This window comes from Granulicella mallensis (assembly GCF_014203225.1).
GTDB lineage: Bacteria > Acidobacteriota > Terriglobia > Terriglobales > Acidobacteriaceae > Granulicella > Granulicella mallensis_A.
Map to the genome: position 1 here is coordinate 51,908 of NZ_JACHIO010000027.1, position 21,772 is coordinate 73,679.

Consider the following 21,772-nt stretch of genomic DNA (forward strand, 5'->3'; position numbering starts at 1 on the left):
AGTATCTGTTGAGGCGGGGTGGATGCCCTAGCTCGGACTTTGATCATTAGAGTCAAAGCCATCTTTGGGGACTGGACAGTTCGTCCACCCCCTCAATGAAGCAACAGGCAGCAAGTCCAGACCATCCCTCGAAAACACTTTTCCCAGTCGCCAAATCTTGAATATGTATCCAAACTGAATGAGATGTGTGCCCCCAAAGACGTCCTCATAGTTACACGTACCCCAGAGATGAATGTGTAAGTTTTTGGCGAGCGGAACTAGAGAACTCCATATGGTCGAAGAGATGGGCAGAGTGACTTTGGCTGACTCAGTGTTGGCGAGCACTATGCTAACGCCGGACGAGTCTCGCTTTTCAGAATTAGGTCTATCTTCGCTATCGGAGATCTCGCACCACGTCTCAAGCCTGACATTGAGAGCGTGGGTGTATCCATAGTTCCGAATATTCACATCTATGGTGTCCCAAGGAATGTCCATCTGGAATTCCGTAATGTTCTGTGGCTCCAACGTGAGACGCGCTCGCTCCTTACTGATCATCAGATCGCTCTGTTCTTTCAACAAATCGGCTTGCCGCCGAATAGCATCGAGAGTGTTTTGGGCAGTAATTGCAGCGTCAGCAGCAGACTTGCGAGCGTCCTTGGCTTGGGTATCCATGAGATCGGCTTGACGCTTGATGGGCTTAAAGGTGAGCCAAGCTATGAAAGCATAGAGCGCCGTGATGTACACAATGACCCATTCGGGCCTTTCAAACCTTGGCAGGGACTTCTCAGCAAACGCTTCAGGCTTGATAGGGGTTGGGGGTTGGCTATCAGAGACGGGAAGCGGTGGGTCAATAACCACATGCGTTGGCGGAACTGGCTGCTGGGGTTGACTGGGCTTGCTCTGTGCCGCGTTACTACCACCCTTTTGCTGTTCAAAGGCGTATAGCCGTCCACACAGGCATGTGACGAACACGACCGCTAGAACCAATCGCTTCAGCATGATTTCGTAATTGTACTCAAACACCGTGAATCAAAGGCCAGCCCAGAGGAATTGGCCTTTCGTTGTGTTCTGCCGGATTCGTTCTATTTTCAGAATACTATTGCTCTCTCTACAGGAGCGGGCACGGCGACAGGGCCGTGGGTACCTCCAAGTGTGTCTGAAACAGTAATCGCGAAGCGGTTAGAGTCAGTCTGTCCATCGGCAATTGAGGCAATTCCTGGAAATGCCAACCACCCAACTTCACGTTTTCCTCTTGGGAGCAATGGCGGGGCACTACGCAGAAGGTTTTCGACACGCAGTATCCCGATCTTTTCGGCTGTTACGACGCCACTTTCATTCCCTTGCACGCTGATTTGTTTCACCGAAGAGTCATAGAGACTCACGGCCAGAAATGCTTCATTTGCGTGGATTTCATTGTCTGTAGCTCTGTCGTGGTCAATCAACCGAGCTGACCTCATTCCAGATTCAATCAGCGAGCGATTTACTAGCGAACACTCTACAAAAAGAAAAGCGTTCTGCTGTGAGTACACAGACCGCACAATCTCAAGGTGAAACTTTGGACCATTGTTCTTCTCAATCTCTATGAGCAGCTTTGCATGTTCGTCTCTCCACGCCAAAGCTAAAGCAACGATTATGGATAAATCGGCTATGGCGAAGGAAGATCTAATGAGCCAATGATTGTCTTTTTGAAGTGCGAGGGCGTACATGCCGACGATATTGGATACGGCGCAACCCATAAGCGCCCACCAATGACTCAGGGTTGCACGGAACAAATCTTTGATCCATCGCATACTGCCGATAGTCGCAGCACAACCCCTATCCGGTCAAAACATTCCTGAATCCGTGATGCAAGGCCGTGACGTCCGCTTCGCGGCTGCGTGCTCGATCAGGGAGCCGGTAGCGAGCCGCCGAAGCCTGACGGACGTATCCCGAGGCCTACCTGCGGGTATGGCCTAGCGGGCTACCCAAGGGCTACCCGAAATCAGCATTCCGGCGTATAACGGCGGGTAACGCTCGATAACGAGCCAAACACGCCAAAACCGCATGTCTATTGGGTTTTATGAGGATTTACAGGGAATCTAGATGGTCGGGGCGGAGAGATTCGAACTCCCGACCCTCTGCTCCCAAAGCAGATGCGCTACCAGGCTGCGCTACGCCCCGACTTCCACCATTATCGCATTTGAAAACAGGCTTGACCACACCCTGCTACCGTGACCGAGTAAGAAGCAGATTCCCTGCGGGAATGACAACCGGAAAAACAAGAACGTCAAACACTATCCCTCAACAGCTTTGGACACAGCCATACTCTCGGTCTTTTTACCACCCATTCTCGGTCTTTCTTTACCACCCATACGTCCGCACATCATGCGCCAGCGCATGGCCGATCCACAGCAGCAGCAGGAACGGCAGCATCGCCAGCGCGATCAGTCCCAGTGCGAGAAGCCCCATGAACAGCCAGTCGTGCCAGGTGTCGCGTGCAGGCCCGTACAGGCTGCTCTCCAGCAGATGGTAGTTGCGCCGGTTCGCTCGCCAGCCGATGTCGAACAGATTGCCCAGCACCGGCACCATGCCCACGCCGACCTCGATCACCAGGTTCACCACCATGCGGGCGATCGTGACCATCGGCACTCCGCGAAAGAACGCCGCCAGCACGATGATGCAGCTCGCCGCTCCCCCGGCAAAGTCTCCTATGCCGGGGACGAACCCGATAATGCCGTCGAGCCCGAAGCGGATGCTCGTGCCGGGGATGCGGAACCAGGTGTCCAGCACCCGGGAGAGCAGGTCCAGGTTCTCGTCGCGGAACGCCCCGCCCCCGCCGCCAAAGCGTTTGTGAGGAGCCTGGCCCGGCGTGAAAATCTCAGGTTCTGTCGTCTTCCGGTTCATCAGGGGGTCCCTCGCTTCGTTTCCACACCTGTTGGATGCTACAATCATCTTCGATACGGCGGCTATAGTTCAGTGGCAGAACGCCGCTCTGTGGCAGCGGATGTCGTGGGTTCGAACCCCACTAGCCGCCCCAATCACTCTCTTCTTCTGTAAACCGACGCCCAGGTCGGCGATCCAGTCCAGCGTCCGAGAGACCTGCTTGCCGCGAGCCCCAAAATTCAACGCCGTTGTCGCTGCGTCGCTCGCGCCTTCGCCCGCCAATCTCTTCACAGGAACCTCCGGCTGGGCCTATCCCACATGGAAGCCTGAATTCTACGCGGCAGACGTACCCTCGCGTGCCTTTCTGCACGTCTACGCCTCCCTGCTGACCTCGGTTGAGGTGAACTACACCTTCCGCACGCTCCCCACACCGACGCAGCTACAGGGCTGGCTGGACGCAACGCCCCCTGGCTTTCGCTTCAGCTTCAAGGCTCCGCAGCGGATCACCCACTTTCAGCGGCTGCGTAACAGCCAGGAGGCCGTTGCCGAGTTCGTCGCAGCGCTCCAGCCTGCACGAGAGGCCGGCAAGCTCGGGCCGCTGCTGTTTCAGCTTCCTCCCAACTTCGCCGCCGATCCCGCAAGGCTGAAGGACTTTCTCGCCCTGCCCGCGTTCGACGGCTCCCTGCCGCTCGCGTTTGAGTTCCGCCACCCAAGCTGGTTCAGCGAAGAGACCTACGAGATCCTCCGCCAGCACAACGCCGCGCTCTGCGTCGCCGAAAGCAACGACCTGGCCAGCCCAGACGTCCGCACGGCAAAGCATCGCTGCTACCGTCTGCGGCGTGATGGCGGCTACTCCCCTGCCGAGCTCAACGCCTTCGCGGCCCGTTTTACGGCACTCGCCAAAGAGGGCGAGGTCTTCGTCTACTTCAAACACGAGGACGAGCCCACAGGAGCCCTGAACGCGCTGGCGATGCTGCGCCGCGCCGCCGAACTTGCCGACTTATCCGGCGCGGGGGTGCGGTAATGGCATCGCCCCCCTGGCCTGCAGGCTATCCCGAGTTCCAGACCCGGCGCTGGCTCTCCAACGGCCACCTGCAGACCATCTTCGGAAACTTCCTCCCCCGGCCCAACCACCTTCCCCGCCCCGTGGCGCAGTTGGTCGAAGTCTCCCCCGCGCACGGCACGCAGATCTCCAGCCAGGTGCTGTGCGAGTGCCACTGGCAGCCGCTGCCGGAGCGGCCTCAGCGTCCGACGGCGATCATCGTGCATGGGCTGGAGGGCTCATCGCGCTCGCAGTACGTCGTCGGCAATGCGAACAAGCTGTGGCAGGCAGGCTGCAACGTGATCCGCATGAACATGCGCAACTGCGGCGGCACCGAACGCCTCACGCCGACGCTCTACCACTCCGGCCTGTCGGGCGATGTGGGCCGCGTGCTGCGTTTCTTCATCGAGACACAGGGGCTGCAGTCGGTCTCGCTCATCGGCTACTCGATGGGCGGCAACCTCGTGCTGAAACTTGCCGGCGAACTCGGCGCGGACGCACCCCCAGCCCTGCGCAGCGTGATCGGTGTTTCACCTGCGGTCGATCTGGGTGTCTCTGCGGACGCTCTGCATACATGGCAGAACCGCATCTATGAGCGCCGCTTCCTGAACGCGCTGCTGAAGCGCTTCCGCCGCAAGGCGATGCTCTTTCCTCGCGCCTTCGATCCGCAGCGCGGCACGTACATCACCTCGGTGCGAGAGTTCGACGACCGCATCACCGCGCTCTACTCCGGCTTCCGCAGCGCGGACGACTACTACTACCGCGCAGCAGCGGCTCGCGTGCTCGACCAGATCGCGGTTCCAGCGCTGCTGCTCCACGCCTGCGACGATCCCTTCATTCGCTTCACCGAGGAGACCCGCGCCGTCATCGCCGCCAATCCGCACCTCACGCTGCTCGAAACCGAGCACGGCGGCCACTGCGCCTTTCTCGCCCCGCCAGACCCCACGAACGGCAACGACGGCTACTGGGCCGAGCACACGGCCATGCGATTCGTTCTCGCCCACGCCTGAGTTAAGACCACACTGAGTTAAAGATTTTCCGGCTCTCTGCCGTATGCTAGAGAATGATGCTCGCAGACTGGACCGCCGAATGCTCCGCCGACGCGCCAACACTTGTCGTTCCATGGTCCGATCCTGACAGCACGGCGCACTTCGTCGATCTGCGCGCCGAACCCTACGACATCGCCGAGATTCCTGAAGCCGAGCGATTCCCTCCCCTGGGCCGCGCCCTGCGAGCCCTGAACGCAACGCGCTCGCCCTTCCTCACCGCCAAGTGCGACACCTGGCAGATGTCCGCCACCTCCCATGCCGACGATCTCGAGGCGCTACGGATGGAGCTCGACCTCGATCCCGAGGCCACCCACTTCGGCTTCGCAAGCTACATCGATCTGTTGTGGCGCGAGCGGCCTGTCTTCGCTTCGGCGCACCAACAGCAGGACAGGCTCGACCGCATCGTACGCCGCGCACAGCGCCTGCCGCACAACGCCGCCGCACTGGAGTGCGTGCTGCGCCCCGCCCTGCTCGACCTCAACGGCCCGCTTGAAGGCTTCGCCGTAACGCTGTATGTAACGGCTCTGGGAACCGACGCCGAAGAGGCTCTGCATCGCTGGGCGGCGGCGCTGGAAGATGTTGTTGCTTTGTTGCGCGGCAAAGAGCTTGAAGCAACGCGCGGCTCGGCTACAATCGATGGAGCGGATGCGTTCCCCTTGCGCGTCCGGCACGTCGGCTGAAATAAGCCACACCACAGGGGCGAGTAGCTCAACTGGATAGAGCACCGACCTTCTAAGTCGGGGGTTGCAGGTTCGAGACCTGCCTCGCCCACCATCTCAGCCCTGGCACTACGGCTGTATTGATTACAAACCCACCCAAAATCTTGTCATTTCGACCGACCAACGGGAGTGGGTTCCTATCTGCTGAGCCCTAGTGTCTGTCATCAAACTGCTTCCGGAATGAAGTGAAATGGCGCAAACAGCTTGTTTCGGCACTGTTTCGTTAAGGGCCTGGCTTCAGCCAGGCCACAAAGGCGGCTCCACAGGAGCGTACCGCTCTGCCGAAGGCGGGAGTGGAGGCGCAGCCGCAACGACTGAATTGCTTTCTTTGGTTGCTGCGAGACGGGTAGCCACATCCACGAAGGTGTCTGGGTTGTTCCTTGTGCAATCTGGGCCGCACGAAGGAAGGCAATTCAATCGTTCCGGCTGCGCCTCCACTCTGGCCTTCGGCAGAAAGGTATGGCCTTTGGCCTGCTACTTATGGCATGGCTGAAGTCATGCCCTTAACGAAACAGTGCCACAGCAAACTATTTGCGCAGTCCGACTTCATCCCAGAAACAATTGGATGACAGACCCTAGGCAATCTCCATCTCGCTCGGCGGGATGCTCGGCCCGCTCTGCGGATGTCTGCGGCTGTACCCCGTTGCGTGACGCACGCCGGCCAGAACGATCAGACCGATCTCCAGCGCGCAGACACCGTTCCACTCCCAGCGCGACCAGGCCAGGCTTGCCAGGGCTGAACCGATCGCTCCGCCGATGAAGTACATCGTCATGTAAATCGTATTCAGTCTGCTTCGCGCCAACTCTCCCAGGCCGAAGATCCGTGTCTGGTTCCCCACCTGCATCATCTGCATGCCGAGATCCAGTGCCAGTACGCCGAACACCAGGAACACCATGTGCAGGGTCGTCGAGACATGAAAGCCCTCGCACAGCCAGATCCACAGGTAGCAGAATGTCATGATCCCCCCGGCCAGCGTCACCACAAACCGCGTGCCATGCCGGTCGGAGAGCCTGCCCGCAAAGGGAGCCACCATGGCACCCGCGGCGCCCACCACACCAAAGGTCCCGGCAACGCCCGGCCCCATTCCATAGTGCTTTGAGAGCACGAACGCGAGCGTAGTCCAGAAGCAGCTGAAGGTCGCAAAGGTCAGGCCGCCGATCGTACCCGCCTCTCGCAGCAGGGGCTCGTCCCGAAACAGCGTCCAAAGAGACCGCAGGGTTTGCTTATAGGTCAAATCCTGATGCGGCTGCGAACGCGGCATGACCTTGTACAGGACGGGCACAAAGATGGCATTCATCAGGGCAGCCGCAAAAAACACCGAACGCCAGCCGCCGATGCCGCTCACCCATCCCGCAAAGCTGCGCGCCAGTAGGACGCCCAGCAGCAGGCCCGTCATCACCGTGCCGATGGCCTGCCCGCGCCGCTCGTGCGGCACCAGCTCCGGAGCCATGGGCAGCACGATATGCGTCACCGAAGCCATCAGCCCGATGAGCACGCTCGCTATCAGCATCGTCGCCAGGTGATGCGACAGCGCCGCAATGAGCAGCGCCACACTGACGCCCGCATACATGCGCACCATGAGCTTGCGGCGGTCGGTGATATCACCGAGCGGGACGAAGGACATGATGCCGCAGGCATACCCTACCTGGGTGGCGACGGCGACGAAGCCCATCTCCTTGGCCGTCTGATGCAGACTCTGTCCCATGACCAGCAGCAACGGCTGGTTGTAGTAGATGGAACCCACGCCGACGGCGCACGCAACGCCTAGAAAAGGCAGTGCCCAGCGCCCTCCCATTCCGATCTGAGATTGTTTCTCCATTGAATGACTCGACATCGAGTCTACACAGCTCCGGTTCATTCCGAGAAGCTTCGCGCTTGTCGTTCTTCCATCTTAACGCGGACTGAAGATTTATCATGAATCAGGAGCTTTATGCCGCTGAACAACACCATTGCCGTAGCCATGTCCGGAGGAGTCGATTCCTCGGCAGTTGCAGCCCTTTTGCACGCCGAAGGGCGCGATCTAATCGGGCTGACGCTGCAGCTCTGGAACCAGCGCCGCCTGGCCGGCCGCGAGGGCATGCCCGAGACCGTACAGGGCCGCTGCTGCTCCATCGACGACGTCTATGACGCCCGCCGCGTCGCCGAGCAGATCGGCATTCCCTACTACCTCGTGAACGCGCAGGAGCGCTTCGAGAACGAGGTCGTGCGCCCGTTCGTCGACGAGTATCTCGCCGGACGCACACCGATCCCCTGCACGCTCTGCAATAACCACCTGAAGTTCGATCAACTGCTGCTGACTGCGCGGCAGATCGGCGCCGACCGCATCGCCACCGGCCACTACGCGCGCAACCATTACGACGAAGCACGCGCGCGCTGGGTCCTTTCCCGGCCCGCCGACAAGTCCAAAGACCAGACCTACTTCCTCTTCGGCCTCACGCAGGATCAGCTCTCACGCACGCTCTTTCCCCTGGGCGAGATGCAGAAGCCCGCGGTACGCTCGATGGCTGCCGACCATGGGCTGGAGCTGGCACAAAAGCCCGATTCGCAGGAGATCTGCTTCATCCCCGGCGGCAGCTATTCGCAGTTTCTGAAGGCCTATCTCGATGAGCAGGGCCGCGAACTTCCCGACAGCTCGGGAGAGTTGGTCTCCGCGAGTGGAGAGGTTCTGGGACATCACGAGGGTATTCACGGCTTTACGGTCGGACAGCGCAAGGGCCTGGGGCTCAGCTCGCCGCAGCCGCTGTACGTGCTGAACATCCATCCCGACTCGCATGCGGTGCAGGTCGGAACGGACGACCAGCTTCTCTCGTGGACGCTCATCGCCGACCGCCTGAACTGGGTCTCGATCCTGGAGCCGGAGGAAGAGATCCGCGTCACGATCAAGATTCGCCATCGCCACGAGCCCGCCCCTGCGACGTTGCGCGTAACCGCATTCGACCGCGTGGAAGCGACGTTTGATGAGCCTCAGCGGGCGATCACACCAGGGCAATCAGCGGTGTTCTACCAGGGAGACGAGGTCGCAGGCGGCGGATGGATAACGGCAGAGGATAGAGAATAGGCGGTCGAGGCCTCTATGCCTCCGTCGTCTTTGCTTTTCTGGTTGTCATTCCGAGCGCAGCGAGTGAACCTGCTGTCTCCCGCTCTTTGCTTACGCCACTACAAATGTTATGTGGTTACCCAAGCTCTGCCCGGCTATTCTGGCCTGCCTGCTTTCGCGGTAGTACAAGCGAAAAACGGGAGACAGCAGGTTCACTCGCTGCGCTCGGAATGACAACCAGAAAAGCAAAGGACAAAGAACGAAGGCGAAACGCGTGGCTTAGCGGACACTACTAAGTCTATCCTCTATCCTCTATCCTCTACTCTCTACACTCTGCTCTTTACTCTCTTCTCTTCCCAAACGGCGAGAGCTTCACAAACGTCTCCAGCCCTGCCTTGAGCCCTGCAATAATTCCGGCCATCTGCTTCACGGGGACGCGAATCCCCTCCTGCACGACATGCGAGACCTGCTGAGTGGTGTGCAGCGCGTCCGTTACGAGGTCATCCACGCGGGCTACCTGCGTGCGCGTCCTGTTGTTGGCGTCCACCACCGTGCGATTGATCTGGCTCAACGTCTCGCCGACCTCGTCGCACTTGGCGCGTACCGTGTAGGACATCTGCTCGACGTTGGCGCTGATGCTGCGAATCTTCGGGGAGATCTCTTCCAGAACCTCAGTAGTCCTCGTAAGCAGAGGGCTGGTTCGCGCTTCGGTGCGTTCGGCAAGGCTCTCAAGCTTCAGCAGCAGCTTCGAGGCAAAGATCGCGGCCATCACAAACGCGAAGGCCTGTACCGCCAGCGCTACCGCGATGATGAGGACAAACCACATGATCAAGTGGATATCGTGATTATTCAAACTCTCGTTCGATTGCCACAAAAACATCATCAAGCCGCGAGTAGCTGGCATAAAACATCTCCTGTTGCCTCGCCCGGCGAATGCCTCGGATCGGCGATATTGAGCATTGCTCACTGTAGTGCTTCCAGGGCGAGGCCGCAAGACCCGCACAGAAAACGATGCCTGCAAAGCAAAGGGGGCCGGCGCCGCCGACCCCGCTTGCGGAAGAGCTCTGGGACTACGAGTTTTCCAGCGGATCGCTGGAGGTCGAAGTCTTGATGTACGCTTCCTTGCCTGCATCGACAGCCGCGGCGACAGCCTCAGCCTGGGTCTGGACGAGGTCCTTACCCTTGTCTACATACTGGCTCCACTGGGTGCGACCCTTGTCGTAGTATTCCTTGCCTCTGTCGACATACTGGCCCGCTGTTTCCTTGCCGTGCTGTACGTACTGTCCAGCCTGTTCCAGGCCCTGATTGTAGAGCTGATTGGCGCGGTCGCGCGCCTCCAGGGAACGGGCAACCAACTCATCGCGGGTCTCTCTTCCCGACTTCGGGGCATAGAGCACGCCTACCAGCGCACCCAGTCCGAGTCCCGCGAGGAACCATCCAAACCCACCAATACTGCTTTCGTTGTCCGCCATTGCGATCTCCTTCGTCTAAACTTGCTGCGATGCTGAACGGGCTGCACGACCGATCGTATGGGAAGTGTCGCACCTATTCAAGGTGGATGCCGACCAAAGATGGGAGGTTGCGTCCAGCAGGCATACGCTCCCGGCAGTTTGATCGATATTTTCACAACTATCTCTATCGCAATCGCTTCCGGGCGCATCTTACGTGGATCAGCACAACTGACAGGGATTCAGCACGATATGGAGACCGCACGATGACAACACAGACAACCGGCATCCTCCGGAATGCCTCCGCCTCAGCCGCCCTTTTTTGCGCCTTCGCCCTGCTTCCGCTCAGCGGTTGCAAAAAGCCCGTCGATGATGCCACGCTAACCAAAAACGTTCAAACCGCCCTTGCGGCCGACGACGCCATCAAGCAGCAGCCCGTACAGGTAGCCGTACAAAGCGGCGTCGTCACCCTCTCCGGCAACGTCAGCGACGATACGGCAAGCGCCGTCGCCGCCCAGGACGCCGCCAAGGTAGCGGAGGTCAAAGAGGTCGTGAACAACCTCGCCATCGATGGCGTTCAGGTGGCTCCGACCGTCGTAACGCCAGCCGCGCCAACAACGCCGCGACAGACTACACCGGCGGAACGCACGGCCATCGCCCAGAATCAGCCTCTGCCGCCACCCCCGCCCAATAACCCTCCGCCACCGGCGCCCACTTACCGTGACGTAGCGATTCCGGCAGGGACCGCCATCCCTACCCGCATCACGCAGACCCTCGACAGTGCGGTTACGCAGGCCGGAGCCCCCTTCAACGGTGTCGTAACGCGTGAGGTCGTCGTTGATGGCGCTGTCGTCATCCCCGCAGGCTCTGCCGTCAGCGGAACCGTCGTAGAGGCCAAGGACGCCACCCACTTCAAGGGCAGTTCGCTGCTCTCGATCCAGTTGACGGCTCTGCGCCGCCACGGCAAACTGATCTCCATCTCGACAGACGCTTACTCGGTCGAAGGCAAGGGCCGCGGCAAGAACACCGCGCTCAAGGTCGGCGGCGGCGCGGCGATCGGCGCGGTCCTCGGCGGCATCTTCGGCGGCGGCAAAGGTGCTGCCATCGGAGCGGCGGCAGGCGGCGGCGGTGGTGCGGTTGTCCAGGGTGTCACGAAAGGCGAGCAGGTACAGATTCCGTCCGAGAGCGTCATTCGCTTTCGTCTGACGAACTCGATTACCGTACGCACCTCGGAGACCCCCTCCAACTACGAACCCACTCAGCCAGGACTTCAGACTCGCTGATCGATTTCACTCCTCGCAGTAAGAAACAAAGGGCAAGTGTCGAAGGGAGACCTCCGATACTTGCCCTTTATACAACTCGCAAACACTACTACGCATAGCGCGAACCATGACGGTTCCCTCATGGGCGTGTACCTCATGCTGAAAACTGACATCCAAAGGTAGACAGGGCGAAAACTGGCTTTGCTCGCCCTGAAGTTGCACTCGAATCCTAATGTAAACTGACGGTGGATTGCAGCCTCCCACCGTAGCATGCGGAGTATGTTCCGCCCCAGACCACCCGGAAGGGGTATTCCTTTGAACGTCTCGACCACCAGACCGTCCGGTTTGCTGACCTTCACTCTGCACGCCCATCTTCCCTATGTGGTGAACCACGGGACCTGGCCGCATGGCATGGAATGGCTGCATGAAGCCGCAGCAGAGACCTACCTTCCGCTGCTCCGCGTTCTTGGCAACCTCGAGCGTGACGGAATCGCGCTGAACTGCAATCTGAATCTTTCTCCCATCCTTCTTGAGCAACTTGCCCATCCGGTCTTCAAGGCCGAGTTCCCCAAGTACGTGGAACGCAAGATCGTCGCCGCACGCGAAGATGAAGCGTTCTTCACCACCACGGGCGAGGCCCACTACGCCGAGACGGCCCGCTTCTGGCATCGGTTCTTCACGGATGCGCTGGATGACTTCAACGCTCTCGGCGGCGACATCATCAAGGGCTTCCGCCACTTCAACGATGCCGGACTGATTGAGATCATCACCTGCGGCGCGACGCATGGCTACATGCCACTGCTCGGCACCGATGAGAGTGTCCGCGCGCAGGTTCGTACAGCGGTCAACGCGCACATCCGCCATATCGGCAAGCATCCCAAGGGCATGTGGGCGCCGGAGTGCGGCTATCGTCCTGCCGGCTTCTGGAACTACCCCGTCCCCAACGCCGACGGCTCGCCCGCGCTGCCGGGATTCGACCGCATCGGCGTCGAGCAGGCCCTGTCGGAGAGCGACATCGAGTTCTTCTTCGTCGACACGCACCTGGTCGAAGAGTCGGCCCGCATCCCTTCTCCCTACGACCTTCTCCACGGCTCCGTGGCCAGCCGTATCGACGAGCCCTTCACCTATAACGAAAACCGGCGGCTCTACCAGCCGTATTACGTCGACGGCCCCTACGACAAGCGCTACGCAACGACCATCTTCCCGCGCGATCCGCGCACAGGCGTCCAGGTATGGTCGGGCGATTCCGGCTATCCCGGCGACGGAAGCTACCTCGACTTCCACAAGAAGCGTTGGCCAGGTGGTCATCGCTACTGGCGCGTAACCGGCCCCCGTGTGGACATGGGCAACAAGGAACCCTACTACCCGCAAGAGGCTGCGGAGCGAGTCAAGGGCCATGCCTCGCACTTCGTGCACCTGGTGTGGCAGGCGTTACAGGGGGGATTCAACGACTCCATTCCGCCGGTGCTCTGCTCGCCGTTCGACGCGGAGCTCTTCGGCCACTGGTGGTTCGAGGGGCCTATGTGGCTCGAAGCTGTGGCACGTGTGCTGCACGATTACCCAATGGGCCTTGAACTGGCCTCCTGCACCCAGTACCTGGAGCAGTATCCACGCGCGGGCTTTATCGCCATGCACGAAGGCTCATGGGGTGCGGAGGGCACCAACCACGTCTGGATGAACCCGGATACCTCGTGGACCTACACCCACATCTATCCCGCCGAGATCTACACCCGCGATGTCTGCACGAGCGGCAAGTGGAAGGACGGCGGACTCGGCGAGCGCATCGTAAAGCAACTCTGCCGCGAACTGCTACTGCTGGAGTCCTCAGACTGGCAGTTCCTCATCACGACCGGCGCGGCGCGCGACTACGCAGAGCTCCGCTTTGAGACGCACAGCGACCAATTCAACGACGTGAAATCCATCTGGCAGGGCTTCGAGGCTACAGGCTCGATCACGCCGGGACAGGAAGAGCGCCTGACGGCGATCGAGCTGCGCGACAGCATCTTCGTGGACATCGATCCCAGCTTCTGGATCGCAGGCGCGCGACAGGTGCGTGACAGCGGACGCAATCCCGAAGACAGGGCTTCGCAAACCGTTCCACCAGCAGGCGATGCTGCCAAGCATCCCCCAGTCCACGATGTCTCCGCAACCGAAGTCTTGAAGTTTCGCGCCAACGCTTAGGGTGCCATTGCGGCCAGTCACGCCTTTGGCAAGACATGAATCCTCATAAGATCAAAACAAAAATCGCGCAGAGCGCGTTCCCTGACGCTTTAGCGTCGGGGAGACGGAGGGAGCCGTAGCCTTTAGGCTACGGAATCAAGACTCGGAAGAATTTGGCCTTTAGGCCCGGGCCTTCTTTCGGCTGCGGACAAACAGCCCGGGGATAAAGCCCGATTATTGCCTGCCCTTAATTCCGTGAGCTAAAGGCCACGGCTCCCTCCGCCCCGCGACGCTGAAGCGTCACGGTTTGCGCTTCGCGCTTAGGTTGAAACTTATGCGGTATGCATGATGGAAAGACAAAATATCCCTCCTTTAACATAAGTACATTGGAATGCAGAAGCTGTGACACCACACCTTCCGACAAGACACAAACAACCCCACCTGTGAAAATGATTTAAACTAACGTTTGAGTTCCTCCCTCCCAACACGACCTCGCAACTACAAACGAACGCTGCCTCCGCACAGACTCACGCTCGTTCCGCCGCAACCCCATCAAGCCCCGCAGCGAACCCCTCTAGCCCTGTGGCATCTACTGTCGCTCGACGCTCCAACGGTCGCCGCCTTATGGACATGGTTCGTCGCCCGGTGCGTTGGACTGCACCTGACGACCCCGATCGCCGCGATGTTCGTAGCCGTGTGGATGCTCTATGCCGCGGACCGTCTGCTCGATGCCCGGCCTCTCGGCGCCGAAGCGTATGAAACGCCTATCGCAGAACTGGAAGAGAGGCATCGCTTTCACCATCGCCACAAGCGAGCCTTTCTCGCCGTCATCGGCTGCGCTTCGGTCGGACTCGCTGTCCTGATCCATCATCTGAACAGCGCCGCACTGCATCTCCATGCGCTATTGGCTTCCCTGCTCTTTGCGTACTTCTTTCTGATTCACATCTTTCCTGCAACGCCTCTCGCAAGCGAAACAGGCGCGCACCGCCTGCCGAAGGAGCTGGCCGTCGGCATCTTCTTCCCCGCAGCCATCTTCATCCCCACGGTCGCGCACGAACCGAATCTGCGCCTTCTTCTAGCTCCGAACGCGTTGCTCTTCGCTGCCGTCTGCACGCTGAACTGCCTCTTCCTCTACGCCTGGGAGCATCCCGGTGAACGCTCTTCTGCCCATTGGACAACACGTTTCGCCACCGGCCATCTTGCAAGCCTCAGCGGCCTCACGGCGCTCACAGGCGTTGTCATGACGTTCCTCGAATACCGGCATACCCTTGCTCCTCTCTGGTTGCTGGCCTTCGCCTGCAGCCTGAGCGCGGCGCTGCTGCTTCTGCTGCATACACAACGCCGACGTCTATCCGCCATTCACCTTCGCGCATCCGCCGATCTTGCCCTGCTGACACCTGCGATCCTGATCCCTCTGGTGCGAGTCTTTGCGCGATGAGCCTCTCAGCCCCACGCGAACCCAACTTCGATCCCGTCGCACACCTCTATCGCTGGGCCGAGTATCTTTCCCTGGGCCCGCTTCTTCAACGCACACGCACACACCTTCTCCCGCAGCTCACAGATCGCCGCAGCGCCTTTGTCCTGGGCGATGGCGATGGCCGCTTCCTCGCGCGTCTTCTGGCGCAGAATCCGCTGCTGCAGGCCCTCGCAGTCGACACGAGCGCAACGATGCTCCAGCTCCTCCAGAGACGCTGCGGCTTTGCGAGCGACCGCCTAAGCGTGCAACAGGCATCCGCCCTCACGGCAACGCCACCCCGCGATACCGATCTCATCGTCACGCACTTCTTCCTCGACTGCCTCACGCAAGCCGAGGTCGACGAGTTGACCCAACGTCTCTCTGCGCAGGCACGTCCCGGAACGCTCTGGCTGCTCTCCGACTTTCACGTTCCATCAGGAGCCGTTCGTTCGCTGGCGCGACTCTATATTCGCGCACTGTATCTGGCATTTCGCCTGCTTACCGGATTGCGAATAAAGAGCCTGCCCGATCCTCAGGCATCGTTAGCCCGTGCAGGATTCATACGCATGGCAAGACACAAACGGCTCTTCGGGATGATTTATACCGAGCTATGGAAACATTCATAACAAAGTCTCTACAGGGCTGACCAGACTCCTATAATGGCTAAATTGAGGAGTCTGTCGAGATGCAATATCCTCTGGCTGGGCTGCAACAACCCATTGGCCTAACATGCCTAACAATCCGGTAGACCTTCAGTACGTCCAACGCTGGCTGGAGCGTTGGGCAAGGTCACGCGGCAAACTATTATTCCTGACAAGCGTACTGTACAACTGGGAAATCGACGCAGCCATCCGTGACTTTCAACGGAATGTAATGGGAGAGTCGGTACCGTCCGGCATCATCATGCCACGGGACAAAACGGCGATCAAGCTACAGTCCAACCCAATCGCCCAATCACCCATGGGGTCTCTCAGCCGTCTTTCCCTCTCAGGTAATGGGCGTCCGCCTGTTGGACCGCTTCCTCTGGCCTCAATACCTGGAACTCCTCTTAGACTTCCAGCGAGAACTGGGTTCGCTCCCCTCAGCGAAGCAGACTGGAACAGTGCTGCTGAGACCATCGGTTGCGAGACTCTTATGCTTAAAGCGTTGGGCAACGTTGAAGGCCGCGGTACTGGATTCGATCACTACAATCGTCCGACAATCTTGTTCGAACCAACACACTTCGCCCGCCTCGCGGCTCCCAGCATCCGCCACATTGAAGGCCTCTATCCTGACCTCACACATTTACACCCTAAACCGCACCCATATGGACCCGATTCCCTGCAGTGGAAACACTTCGAACAAGCGTATTTATTAAGTCCTCGTGCAGCTTTGAAAGCTGTTTCCTGGGGCCATTTTCAGCAACTCGGAGAGTTTTTTACCGACCCAGGTTATGCATCTGTCGAACACCTCGTAAATGACATATGCATCTCTGAGCAAATGCAACTGGATATATTACTCAAGAGAGTCACGAATACAAATATGCAAGGGGCTATGATCGCCAAGGATTGGACTGCAATTGCGGAGAAATATAATGGCGCGTTGCAACAGGGCTACGATATTCAGCTAAAGGCCGCATATGAAAAACTTAAGAAAAACGGTAACGGCGTTTAGCGTGCTGCCCGGCATGGTTTTTGGCATTGGGTTATCTGCGCAGAACAAGCCCCCTGCACGCGCGATGCTGCAGCCAATGCCTGTAAAAGAAGCCGAGGCATTAGGCACGAAGCTTGCACATGGCCTACCTCCAGGCGCCGTAATTGATGGCTACCTTACACAATCCTTCCGCTTATCTGGCGGCGGACGCCCAACCCTGAACATATTGCCTGTAGTGTATTTCCCCAAACATACAAGAGAGGTGCCCTTCCAATGCGGTGTGTTTTTCGTCACACCCGATGGGAAGGACACTTACCTTCCAACGGTAAACCGTGAACTCCGTAATGTAGGTTCCTGCGAAAGTGTTGTCGCGGTGGCCGCGATGCCCGATCCAAGCCCTCGCCCCAGACTGATCTTTCTCTTCGAAGTCCTGGGAGGGAGAGGTGGTGATGATTTCATCGTTCCGAACACTCTGGTGTGGAACCAACAGAGTGGCAGGTATAGCGTGGATGAGACGACATCGGCATTCCTGGTCTCAAAACATCCTAAGACCATTCTGGAAATACGCCGGCTTCTTGCGAGTTCGCATCCTCAATAACCAGATTCTTCGAAAACAACACCTCACCGGAACAAATTTGGGCCGCAAAAACACGCCGCTAATTTAGCGGCGTGCGGCAAGCGTTCCGAGCCATGCATACCGGCAGTGGTCACATCTATTGTCGATGAAACTGGCCGGTCGGTGAAATATTCACGTTCTATACCAAATCGCTCTAAAATGGAGAGACCGTAACCGCACAACCCGTTCGCCCCGCCGATCATCCCTATTAAGGATGGCCCTGACGAACCGGCACACACCAGAGAAACGTAAGACCGCATGAACCTATTTATTCTTCGCCACGCCAGCGCTGGAACGCGGCGTATCAATCCCCTACTCGACCTCAAGCGCCCACTGGACAAGGACGGCAAGAGCCACTGCCTCCAACTGGCCCACGTTCTGATGGCGATGAAGATCAACTTCGACCTCATCGTCTCCAGCCCGCTCAAGCGCAGCCTGCAGACTGCGCAACTGGTCGGCACCGAGACCGGCTATGAGTCGCGCATCCTGATCTCCAACGCGCTCGCCCCAACCGCGACCTTCGATCAGTTTCAGCGGCTGCTGCGCGAGTGCGCGTCGCATGAAAACCTGCTCGTCGTCGGCCACAACCCCAACATCACGGCCTTCCTCGGCCAGCTCATCGACCCTTCGGTATCCTCGATCTCTTCGCTCGACGACCGCACCCCCTCACGCGTGCGGCTGCGCAAAGGATCGCTCGCACGCCTGACCCTCATGCGGGGTCCCGCTACGCTGCAGTGGCTGCTCGACCCGCGCATCGTGCGCTCGCTCTACGCCACTTCGACGAAGAGCTCACGGCGGAAGATCTCGCGGAAGTAAGCCGCTTCCTTCTTCAGCGACCACACCTCGAGCTCCGCCCTGCCGCGCGCGGGCTTCAGGTTCAACACCACCCGCTTCGGATAGACCCGTGTCTGCAGCCGTACCGCCGCCGTAGCGCGATCCTGATTCAGCGCCTGCGACAGCCGCAGCAGCACCACCGCCCGCGCCACATGTACATGCTCCTCTACCGGAACCTGGCGCATGATGCGGTCCATGGGCTCAGGGCGCGACTTGCCGAGATACCGCGCAATCGCCGCCACAATCGCACGTTGTTGCGGCGAGAAGCCGAAGATCTCCGAGTTCGCAATGATGTACTGCGCATGCCGATGGTGTCCCTGGTGGTTCATGAACTTGCCCACCTCCTGCATCATCGTCGCGGCCTCCAGCCAGAGCCTGTACTCCGGCGGCAGCTCATGCACACGCTGTAGCTGATCGAAGAGCTGCACGGCATGCTGGCGCTCCGGTTCGGCCCTGCGCGGGTCGATGCCATAGCGACGGCACACCTCCAGCACACCCTCCCAGCGCTCAGCTTCCATCGTGCGATGCACACTGGCCCGCGTGTCGGCGTCGCCCAGCATCTGCGCCAGCATGCCGTCCCGCAGTCCCAACGGAGAGTAGCGGAAGCCCTTCAGCGCCATGCGCTCCAGCAGCGACGCATAAACCTGCGCTCCGCCGATGATGATCTCCGAGCGCCGCGGGCCGATGCCCGCCACCGCCGCGCGCTGCGCGTTGTTCATCTTCAACAGGCGGTCCGCCAGCTTGCGCACCGCGCCGGTCTCGGCCTCCAGGATCTTCACGCGCTGGACCGTTGTCTTGCCATTCGAGGCCTTGGAGGATTTCTTCTTCTCCAGCCCCAGCGCGAGCGAGTTGCTGGCCTCAGCCAGCGCCGCAGCGGTGCCGGAGGTAGCGATCACCAGAGCCACCTTCGGCAGACCAAACTTGCGTTCGCCCTTCCGAAGTTCGCGATCGATGTACTGACGCAGCCGCGCGACATCTTCCTTCGTCGGCGGATCGTTGCGCAGAAACTCCTGCTGCAGTCTGACAGCGCCGAGAGGCAGACTGACCATCTCCTTGATGCGTCCGCCCTCCGACAGCGTAACCTCGCAGCTTCCGCCGCCGAGGTCGATGAGCAGACACCTTCCCCGAGCGCCCGGCTCATGCGTGACGACACCAAGGTGAATCAGCCTGCCCTCTTCCAACCCCGAGATGACCTCCACATTCCAGCCTGTAGTCGACTTCACCCAGGCCCGGAAGGCCTCCGAGTTGCGCGCATCGCGCATGGCGCTGGTCGCTACGACGCGGACCTTATCCACCACATGTGCCTGCACGGCCTTTTGGAAGCGCTTCAGCGCCTTGATAGTGCCGGCCATCGACTCAGGGGAGATCACCCCGGTCTCGAAGACGCTCTCGCCCAGCCGGGTAACTTCGCGGTCTTCATGAAGCGTCTTCAGGCGGTGTTGCTGTACGGACGCGATGGCGAGCCTGCACGAGTTCGATCCGATATCGATGGCCGCAAACGTGGGCATAGGGTGCTTGAATCCTTTCGAAATACTGAAGCGTCCGACTCTTTGCAAGATACATGCACAGACCCACCGTCGGATGGACTTGTTCCAGCATCTATTCTTGTACATATGAGAGGCTCAGGCGCGCTCAGATGAAAGAAAACGACAGAACAAAAACAAATCAATGAGCGACTCACTTACAGGCCCGGCACTCGCCGCCATTTTGCAGCCCGAATATCCCTCCAGCGAACGAAAGACGGATTCGCCGGGAGCCGCCTCTCTTCAACCCGGCACACCCAAAAAACATTCGCAAGAAAACGCCCGCTGGCCTCTCCCGCACCTTTGCCTGTTGCTGGGGCTTTGGATCGCCATCTTCGCCGCATCGCTCTGGACCCCGCCTCTTCTGGACGACGCGGACGCCACCCATGCCCAGGCCGCGCAGGCCATGGTCCATACCGGCGATTGGGTCACGCTGCACGTCGACGGCATCCGCTACCTCGAAAAGCCGCCCTTGCCCTATTGGCTCGTAGCCATCAGCCTGCGGCTGTTCGGCGCGGAGACCTTCGCGGTTCATCTGCCGATTGCGCTTGCCGTTCTGGGGCTGGCCCTGCTTGGTTACGCCTGGTCGAAGCGCGTCTTTGACAGCCGGACGGCACTCTACACAGGAATCTTTACTCTTACCTCGGCAGGCATCTTTCTCTTCACCCGTATCTTTATTCCGGAAGTCCTGCTGTCGCTGTTCCTCTGCCTCGGGCTGTATTCGCTGCAACGCGCACTCGATTCAGGCTTGCGCAGGCACGCCTACACCTTCTGGGTTGCACTGGCTCTTGCGGTGCTCACCAAAGGCCTGATCGCTATCGTGTTCGTCGGCGGCGTAGCCATGATCTACCTCACGCTTACCGGCCAGTGGAGACAGTGGCGCCAGCTTCGCCCCTTCAGTGGTCTGTTGTTGTTCCTTCTGATCGCTTCTCCCTGGCATATTCTCGCCAGCCTGCGGAACACGGGTGGATCCAATGGGCATGGGTTCTTCTGGTTCTACTTCATCAACGAACACGTCCTGCGCTTTCTCGGCCGCCGCGTTCCACGCGACTACAACAAGCTGCCGGGCTATCTCTACTGGTCGCTGCATCTCGTCTGGCTGTTCCCCTGGAGCCTCTTTGCCCCGGTCGCGCTCATTGCAGCCTGGCGGCGCCGATCACGACTTCTCATCGCGACAACCGAGACCCAGCGCACTACGCTGCTCCTCGTCCTTTACTCCGGCCTGATTCTTCTCTTCTTCTCCCTCTCCACCAACCAGGAGTACTACACCTTTCCGGTCTATCTGCCCCTGCTGATGCTGCTTGCCGCGACGCTCGTCCGCGCGGAACAACAGACCGACCGTACTCTGGGACGCGCCATCACCTCAGCCCATGCGGCCTTCGCAGTGATCGGCCTCGCCGTTGCCATCGCACTTGGCTTCGGCCTCTGGACCTCGCGCCACATGGCCTTCGTGCCTGACATCGGCGATCTGCTCGCGCATCGCGGCGTGGGCGACTACACCCTCTCGATGTCGCACTTCTTCGACCTCACCGGAGCCTCATTCGCCGCCCTGCGACTGCCCGCGACCCTGGCCGCCCTGGCCTTCGCCATCGGCCCGGTAAGCGCCTGGATGCTGCGCGTTCGGAGTAAACACGTCGCAGCCACGCTCGCCATGGCGTTGACCTCCGCCGTCTTCCTCATCGCCGCCCACATTGCGCTGGTACGGTTCTCGCCCATGCTCTCCTCGCAGAACTTCGCCGCACGGATCCAAAGCCTGGAGCGCAACGGCAACCTCTCGCCGACGAACCAAGTCCTCCTCTACGGGGACCAGGCCTACGGCTCGTCGATTCCCTTCTATCTCGACCGCCAGGTAATGCTCGTCGATGGCCGCAGCACCTCAATGCTCTTCGGCAGCACCTTTCCGGACGCTCCTCCGATCTTTCTCACGCACGAGCAGCTTCTTGCCCAATGGGGCACGGGGCCGCGCAAGCTGCTCTTTGTTCCGGCGGAGAAACGCGATGAGGTCGACCGCCTCCTCGGGAAGCGGCAGATCGTGCTGGACGAGACCTCCGGCAAGGCGCTGGTTACCGACCGGCCGCTCGACCGGCCGCAGCCTGTGGATTCGCAGACGCCTGATGGTTCGAAGACGATAGACTCTCATTGACACCCTGCG

At 59.8% G+C, this 21,772-nt stretch carries 19 protein-coding genes and 3 tRNA genes; 14 read left to right on the forward strand and 8 right to left on the reverse strand.

Features of this window, described 5'->3' with window-relative positions; translation table 11 throughout:
* Positions 1 to 27: 27 nt before the first annotated feature.
* The 4 genes from HDF15_RS22935 to HDF15_RS22950 form a co-directional block, all read right to left on the reverse strand.
* A complete protein-coding gene (locus HDF15_RS22935) occupies positions 28 to 978 on the reverse strand; it encodes a hypothetical protein (protein ID WP_184259942.1) in 951 nt (316 codons plus the stop codon).
* Positions 979 to 1,067: 89 nt separating this feature from the next.
* On the reverse strand, positions 1,068 to 1,769 hold the full coding sequence (locus tag HDF15_RS22940) for a hypothetical protein (RefSeq protein ID WP_184259944.1): 702 nt from the start codon (positions 1,767 to 1,769) through the stop codon (positions 1,068 to 1,070).
* Between the two features lie 293 nt (positions 1,770 to 2,062).
* Positions 2,063 to 2,139, reverse strand: a tRNA-Pro gene (locus HDF15_RS22945).
* 180 nt (positions 2,140 to 2,319) lie between these two features.
* On the reverse strand, positions 2,320 to 2,862 hold the full coding sequence (locus tag HDF15_RS22950; protein ID WP_184259947.1) for a DUF4112 domain-containing protein: 543 nt from the start codon (positions 2,860 to 2,862) through the stop codon (positions 2,320 to 2,322).
* Between the two features lie 58 nt (positions 2,863 to 2,920).
* On the opposite strand from HDF15_RS22950, the gene HDF15_RS22955 reads away from it, so the two are divergent.
* The 5 genes from HDF15_RS22955 to HDF15_RS22975 all read left to right on the forward strand — a co-directional run bounded on the left by HDF15_RS22955 (position 2,921) and on the right by HDF15_RS22975 (position 5,706).
* Positions 2,921 to 2,995 (forward strand) — tRNA-His (locus tag HDF15_RS22955).
* 66 nt (positions 2,996 to 3,061) lie between these two features.
* A complete protein-coding gene (locus HDF15_RS22960) occupies positions 3,062 to 3,865 on the forward strand; it encodes a DUF72 domain-containing protein (RefSeq protein WP_184259950.1) in 804 nt (267 codons plus the stop codon).
* On the forward strand, positions 3,865 to 4,893 hold the full coding sequence (locus tag HDF15_RS22965) for a YheT family hydrolase (protein WP_184259953.1): 1,029 nt from the start codon (positions 3,865 to 3,867) through the stop codon (positions 4,891 to 4,893). Before HDF15_RS22960 ends, HDF15_RS22965 begins: the two co-directional genes overlap by 1 nt.
* Before the next feature lie 53 nt (positions 4,894 to 4,946).
* Positions 4,947 to 5,612: a hypothetical protein gene (locus tag HDF15_RS22970; protein WP_184259956.1), complete on the forward strand. Its 666-nt coding sequence runs from the start codon at positions 4,947 to 4,949 to the stop codon at positions 5,610 to 5,612.
* 17 nt (positions 5,613 to 5,629) lie between these two features.
* Positions 5,630 to 5,706 (forward strand) — tRNA-Arg (locus tag HDF15_RS22975).
* A 520-nt stretch (positions 5,707 to 6,226) separates the two neighbouring features.
* Here HDF15_RS22975 and HDF15_RS22980 read toward each other — a convergent pair.
* Positions 6,227 to 7,471, reverse strand: coding sequence for an MFS transporter (locus tag HDF15_RS22980; protein WP_184259959.1), 1,245 nt, complete (start codon positions 7,469 to 7,471; stop codon positions 6,227 to 6,229).
* A 111-nt stretch (positions 7,472 to 7,582) separates the two neighbouring features.
* Here HDF15_RS22980 and mnmA point away from each other — a divergent pair, with 111 nt between their 5' ends.
* Positions 7,583 to 8,710, forward strand: a complete 1,128-nt coding sequence (gene mnmA / locus HDF15_RS22985; RefSeq protein ID WP_184259962.1) for a tRNA 2-thiouridine(34) synthase MnmA — start codon at positions 7,583 to 7,585, stop codon at positions 8,708 to 8,710.
* A 319-nt stretch (positions 8,711 to 9,029) separates the two neighbouring features.
* Here the strand turns inward: mnmA and HDF15_RS22990 are convergent, their stop codons facing one another.
* Positions 9,030 to 9,593 (reverse strand): hypothetical protein, encoded by a 564-nt coding sequence (locus HDF15_RS22990; protein WP_184259965.1) that lies wholly within the window; start codon positions 9,591 to 9,593, stop codon positions 9,030 to 9,032.
* Positions 9,594 to 9,759: 166 nt separating this feature from the next.
* Positions 9,760 to 10,161: a YtxH domain-containing protein gene (locus HDF15_RS22995; protein ID WP_184259968.1), complete on the reverse strand. Its 402-nt coding sequence runs from the start codon at positions 10,159 to 10,161 to the stop codon at positions 9,760 to 9,762.
* Between the two features lie 242 nt (positions 10,162 to 10,403).
* Here HDF15_RS22995 and HDF15_RS23000 point away from each other — a divergent pair, with 242 nt between their 5' ends.
* From HDF15_RS23000 to HDF15_RS23030, 7 genes are all read left to right on the forward strand, one after another.
* A complete protein-coding gene (locus HDF15_RS23000; protein WP_184259971.1) occupies positions 10,404 to 11,420 on the forward strand; it encodes a BON domain-containing protein in 1,017 nt (338 codons plus the stop codon).
* A gap of 294 nt (positions 11,421 to 11,714) precedes the next feature.
* On the forward strand, positions 11,715 to 13,580 hold the full coding sequence (locus HDF15_RS23005) for a 1,4-alpha-glucan branching protein domain-containing protein (protein WP_184259974.1): 1,866 nt from the start codon (positions 11,715 to 11,717) through the stop codon (positions 13,578 to 13,580).
* Between the two features lie 445 nt (positions 13,581 to 14,025).
* The gene (locus HDF15_RS23010; protein WP_260331291.1) at positions 14,026 to 14,997 is read left to right on the forward strand and encodes a hypothetical protein; all 972 of its coding nucleotides are present in this window, start codon (positions 14,026 to 14,028) and stop codon (positions 14,995 to 14,997) included.
* Entirely contained in the window at positions 14,994 to 15,641 is a 648-nt protein-coding gene (locus HDF15_RS23015) for a trans-aconitate 2-methyltransferase (RefSeq protein WP_184259977.1), read from the forward strand. The genes HDF15_RS23010 and HDF15_RS23015 overlap by 4 nt, the downstream gene beginning before the upstream one ends.
* A 103-nt stretch (positions 15,642 to 15,744) precedes the next feature.
* Positions 15,745 to 16,668, forward strand: coding sequence for an N-acetylmuramidase domain-containing protein (locus tag HDF15_RS23020; RefSeq protein WP_184259981.1), 924 nt, complete (start codon positions 15,745 to 15,747; stop codon positions 16,666 to 16,668).
* Complete coding sequence (locus tag HDF15_RS23025; RefSeq protein WP_184259984.1) at positions 16,634 to 17,245, forward strand: hypothetical protein; 612 nt, start codon at positions 16,634 to 16,636, stop codon at positions 17,243 to 17,245. Before HDF15_RS23020 ends, HDF15_RS23025 begins: the two co-directional genes overlap by 35 nt.
* Positions 17,246 to 17,521: 276 nt before the next feature.
* The gene (locus HDF15_RS23030) at positions 17,522 to 18,079 is read left to right on the forward strand and encodes a histidine phosphatase family protein (RefSeq protein ID WP_184259987.1); all 558 of its coding nucleotides are present in this window, start codon (positions 17,522 to 17,524) and stop codon (positions 18,077 to 18,079) included.
* On the opposite strand, the gene HDF15_RS23035 is transcribed toward HDF15_RS23030, so the two are convergent.
* Positions 18,031 to 19,605, reverse strand: coding sequence for a Ppx/GppA phosphatase family protein (locus HDF15_RS23035; protein WP_184259990.1), 1,575 nt, complete (start codon positions 19,603 to 19,605; stop codon positions 18,031 to 18,033). The two genes, HDF15_RS23030 and HDF15_RS23035, sit on opposite strands and share 49 nt — an antisense overlap.
* A 160-nt stretch (positions 19,606 to 19,765) precedes the next feature.
* Here HDF15_RS23035 and HDF15_RS23040 point away from each other — a divergent pair, with 160 nt between their 5' ends.
* Positions 19,766 to 21,763 (forward strand): glycosyltransferase family 39 protein, encoded by a 1,998-nt coding sequence (locus tag HDF15_RS23040; protein ID WP_184259993.1) that lies wholly within the window; start codon positions 19,766 to 19,768, stop codon positions 21,761 to 21,763.
* The last annotated feature ends 9 nt before the right edge of the window (positions 21,764 to 21,772 follow it).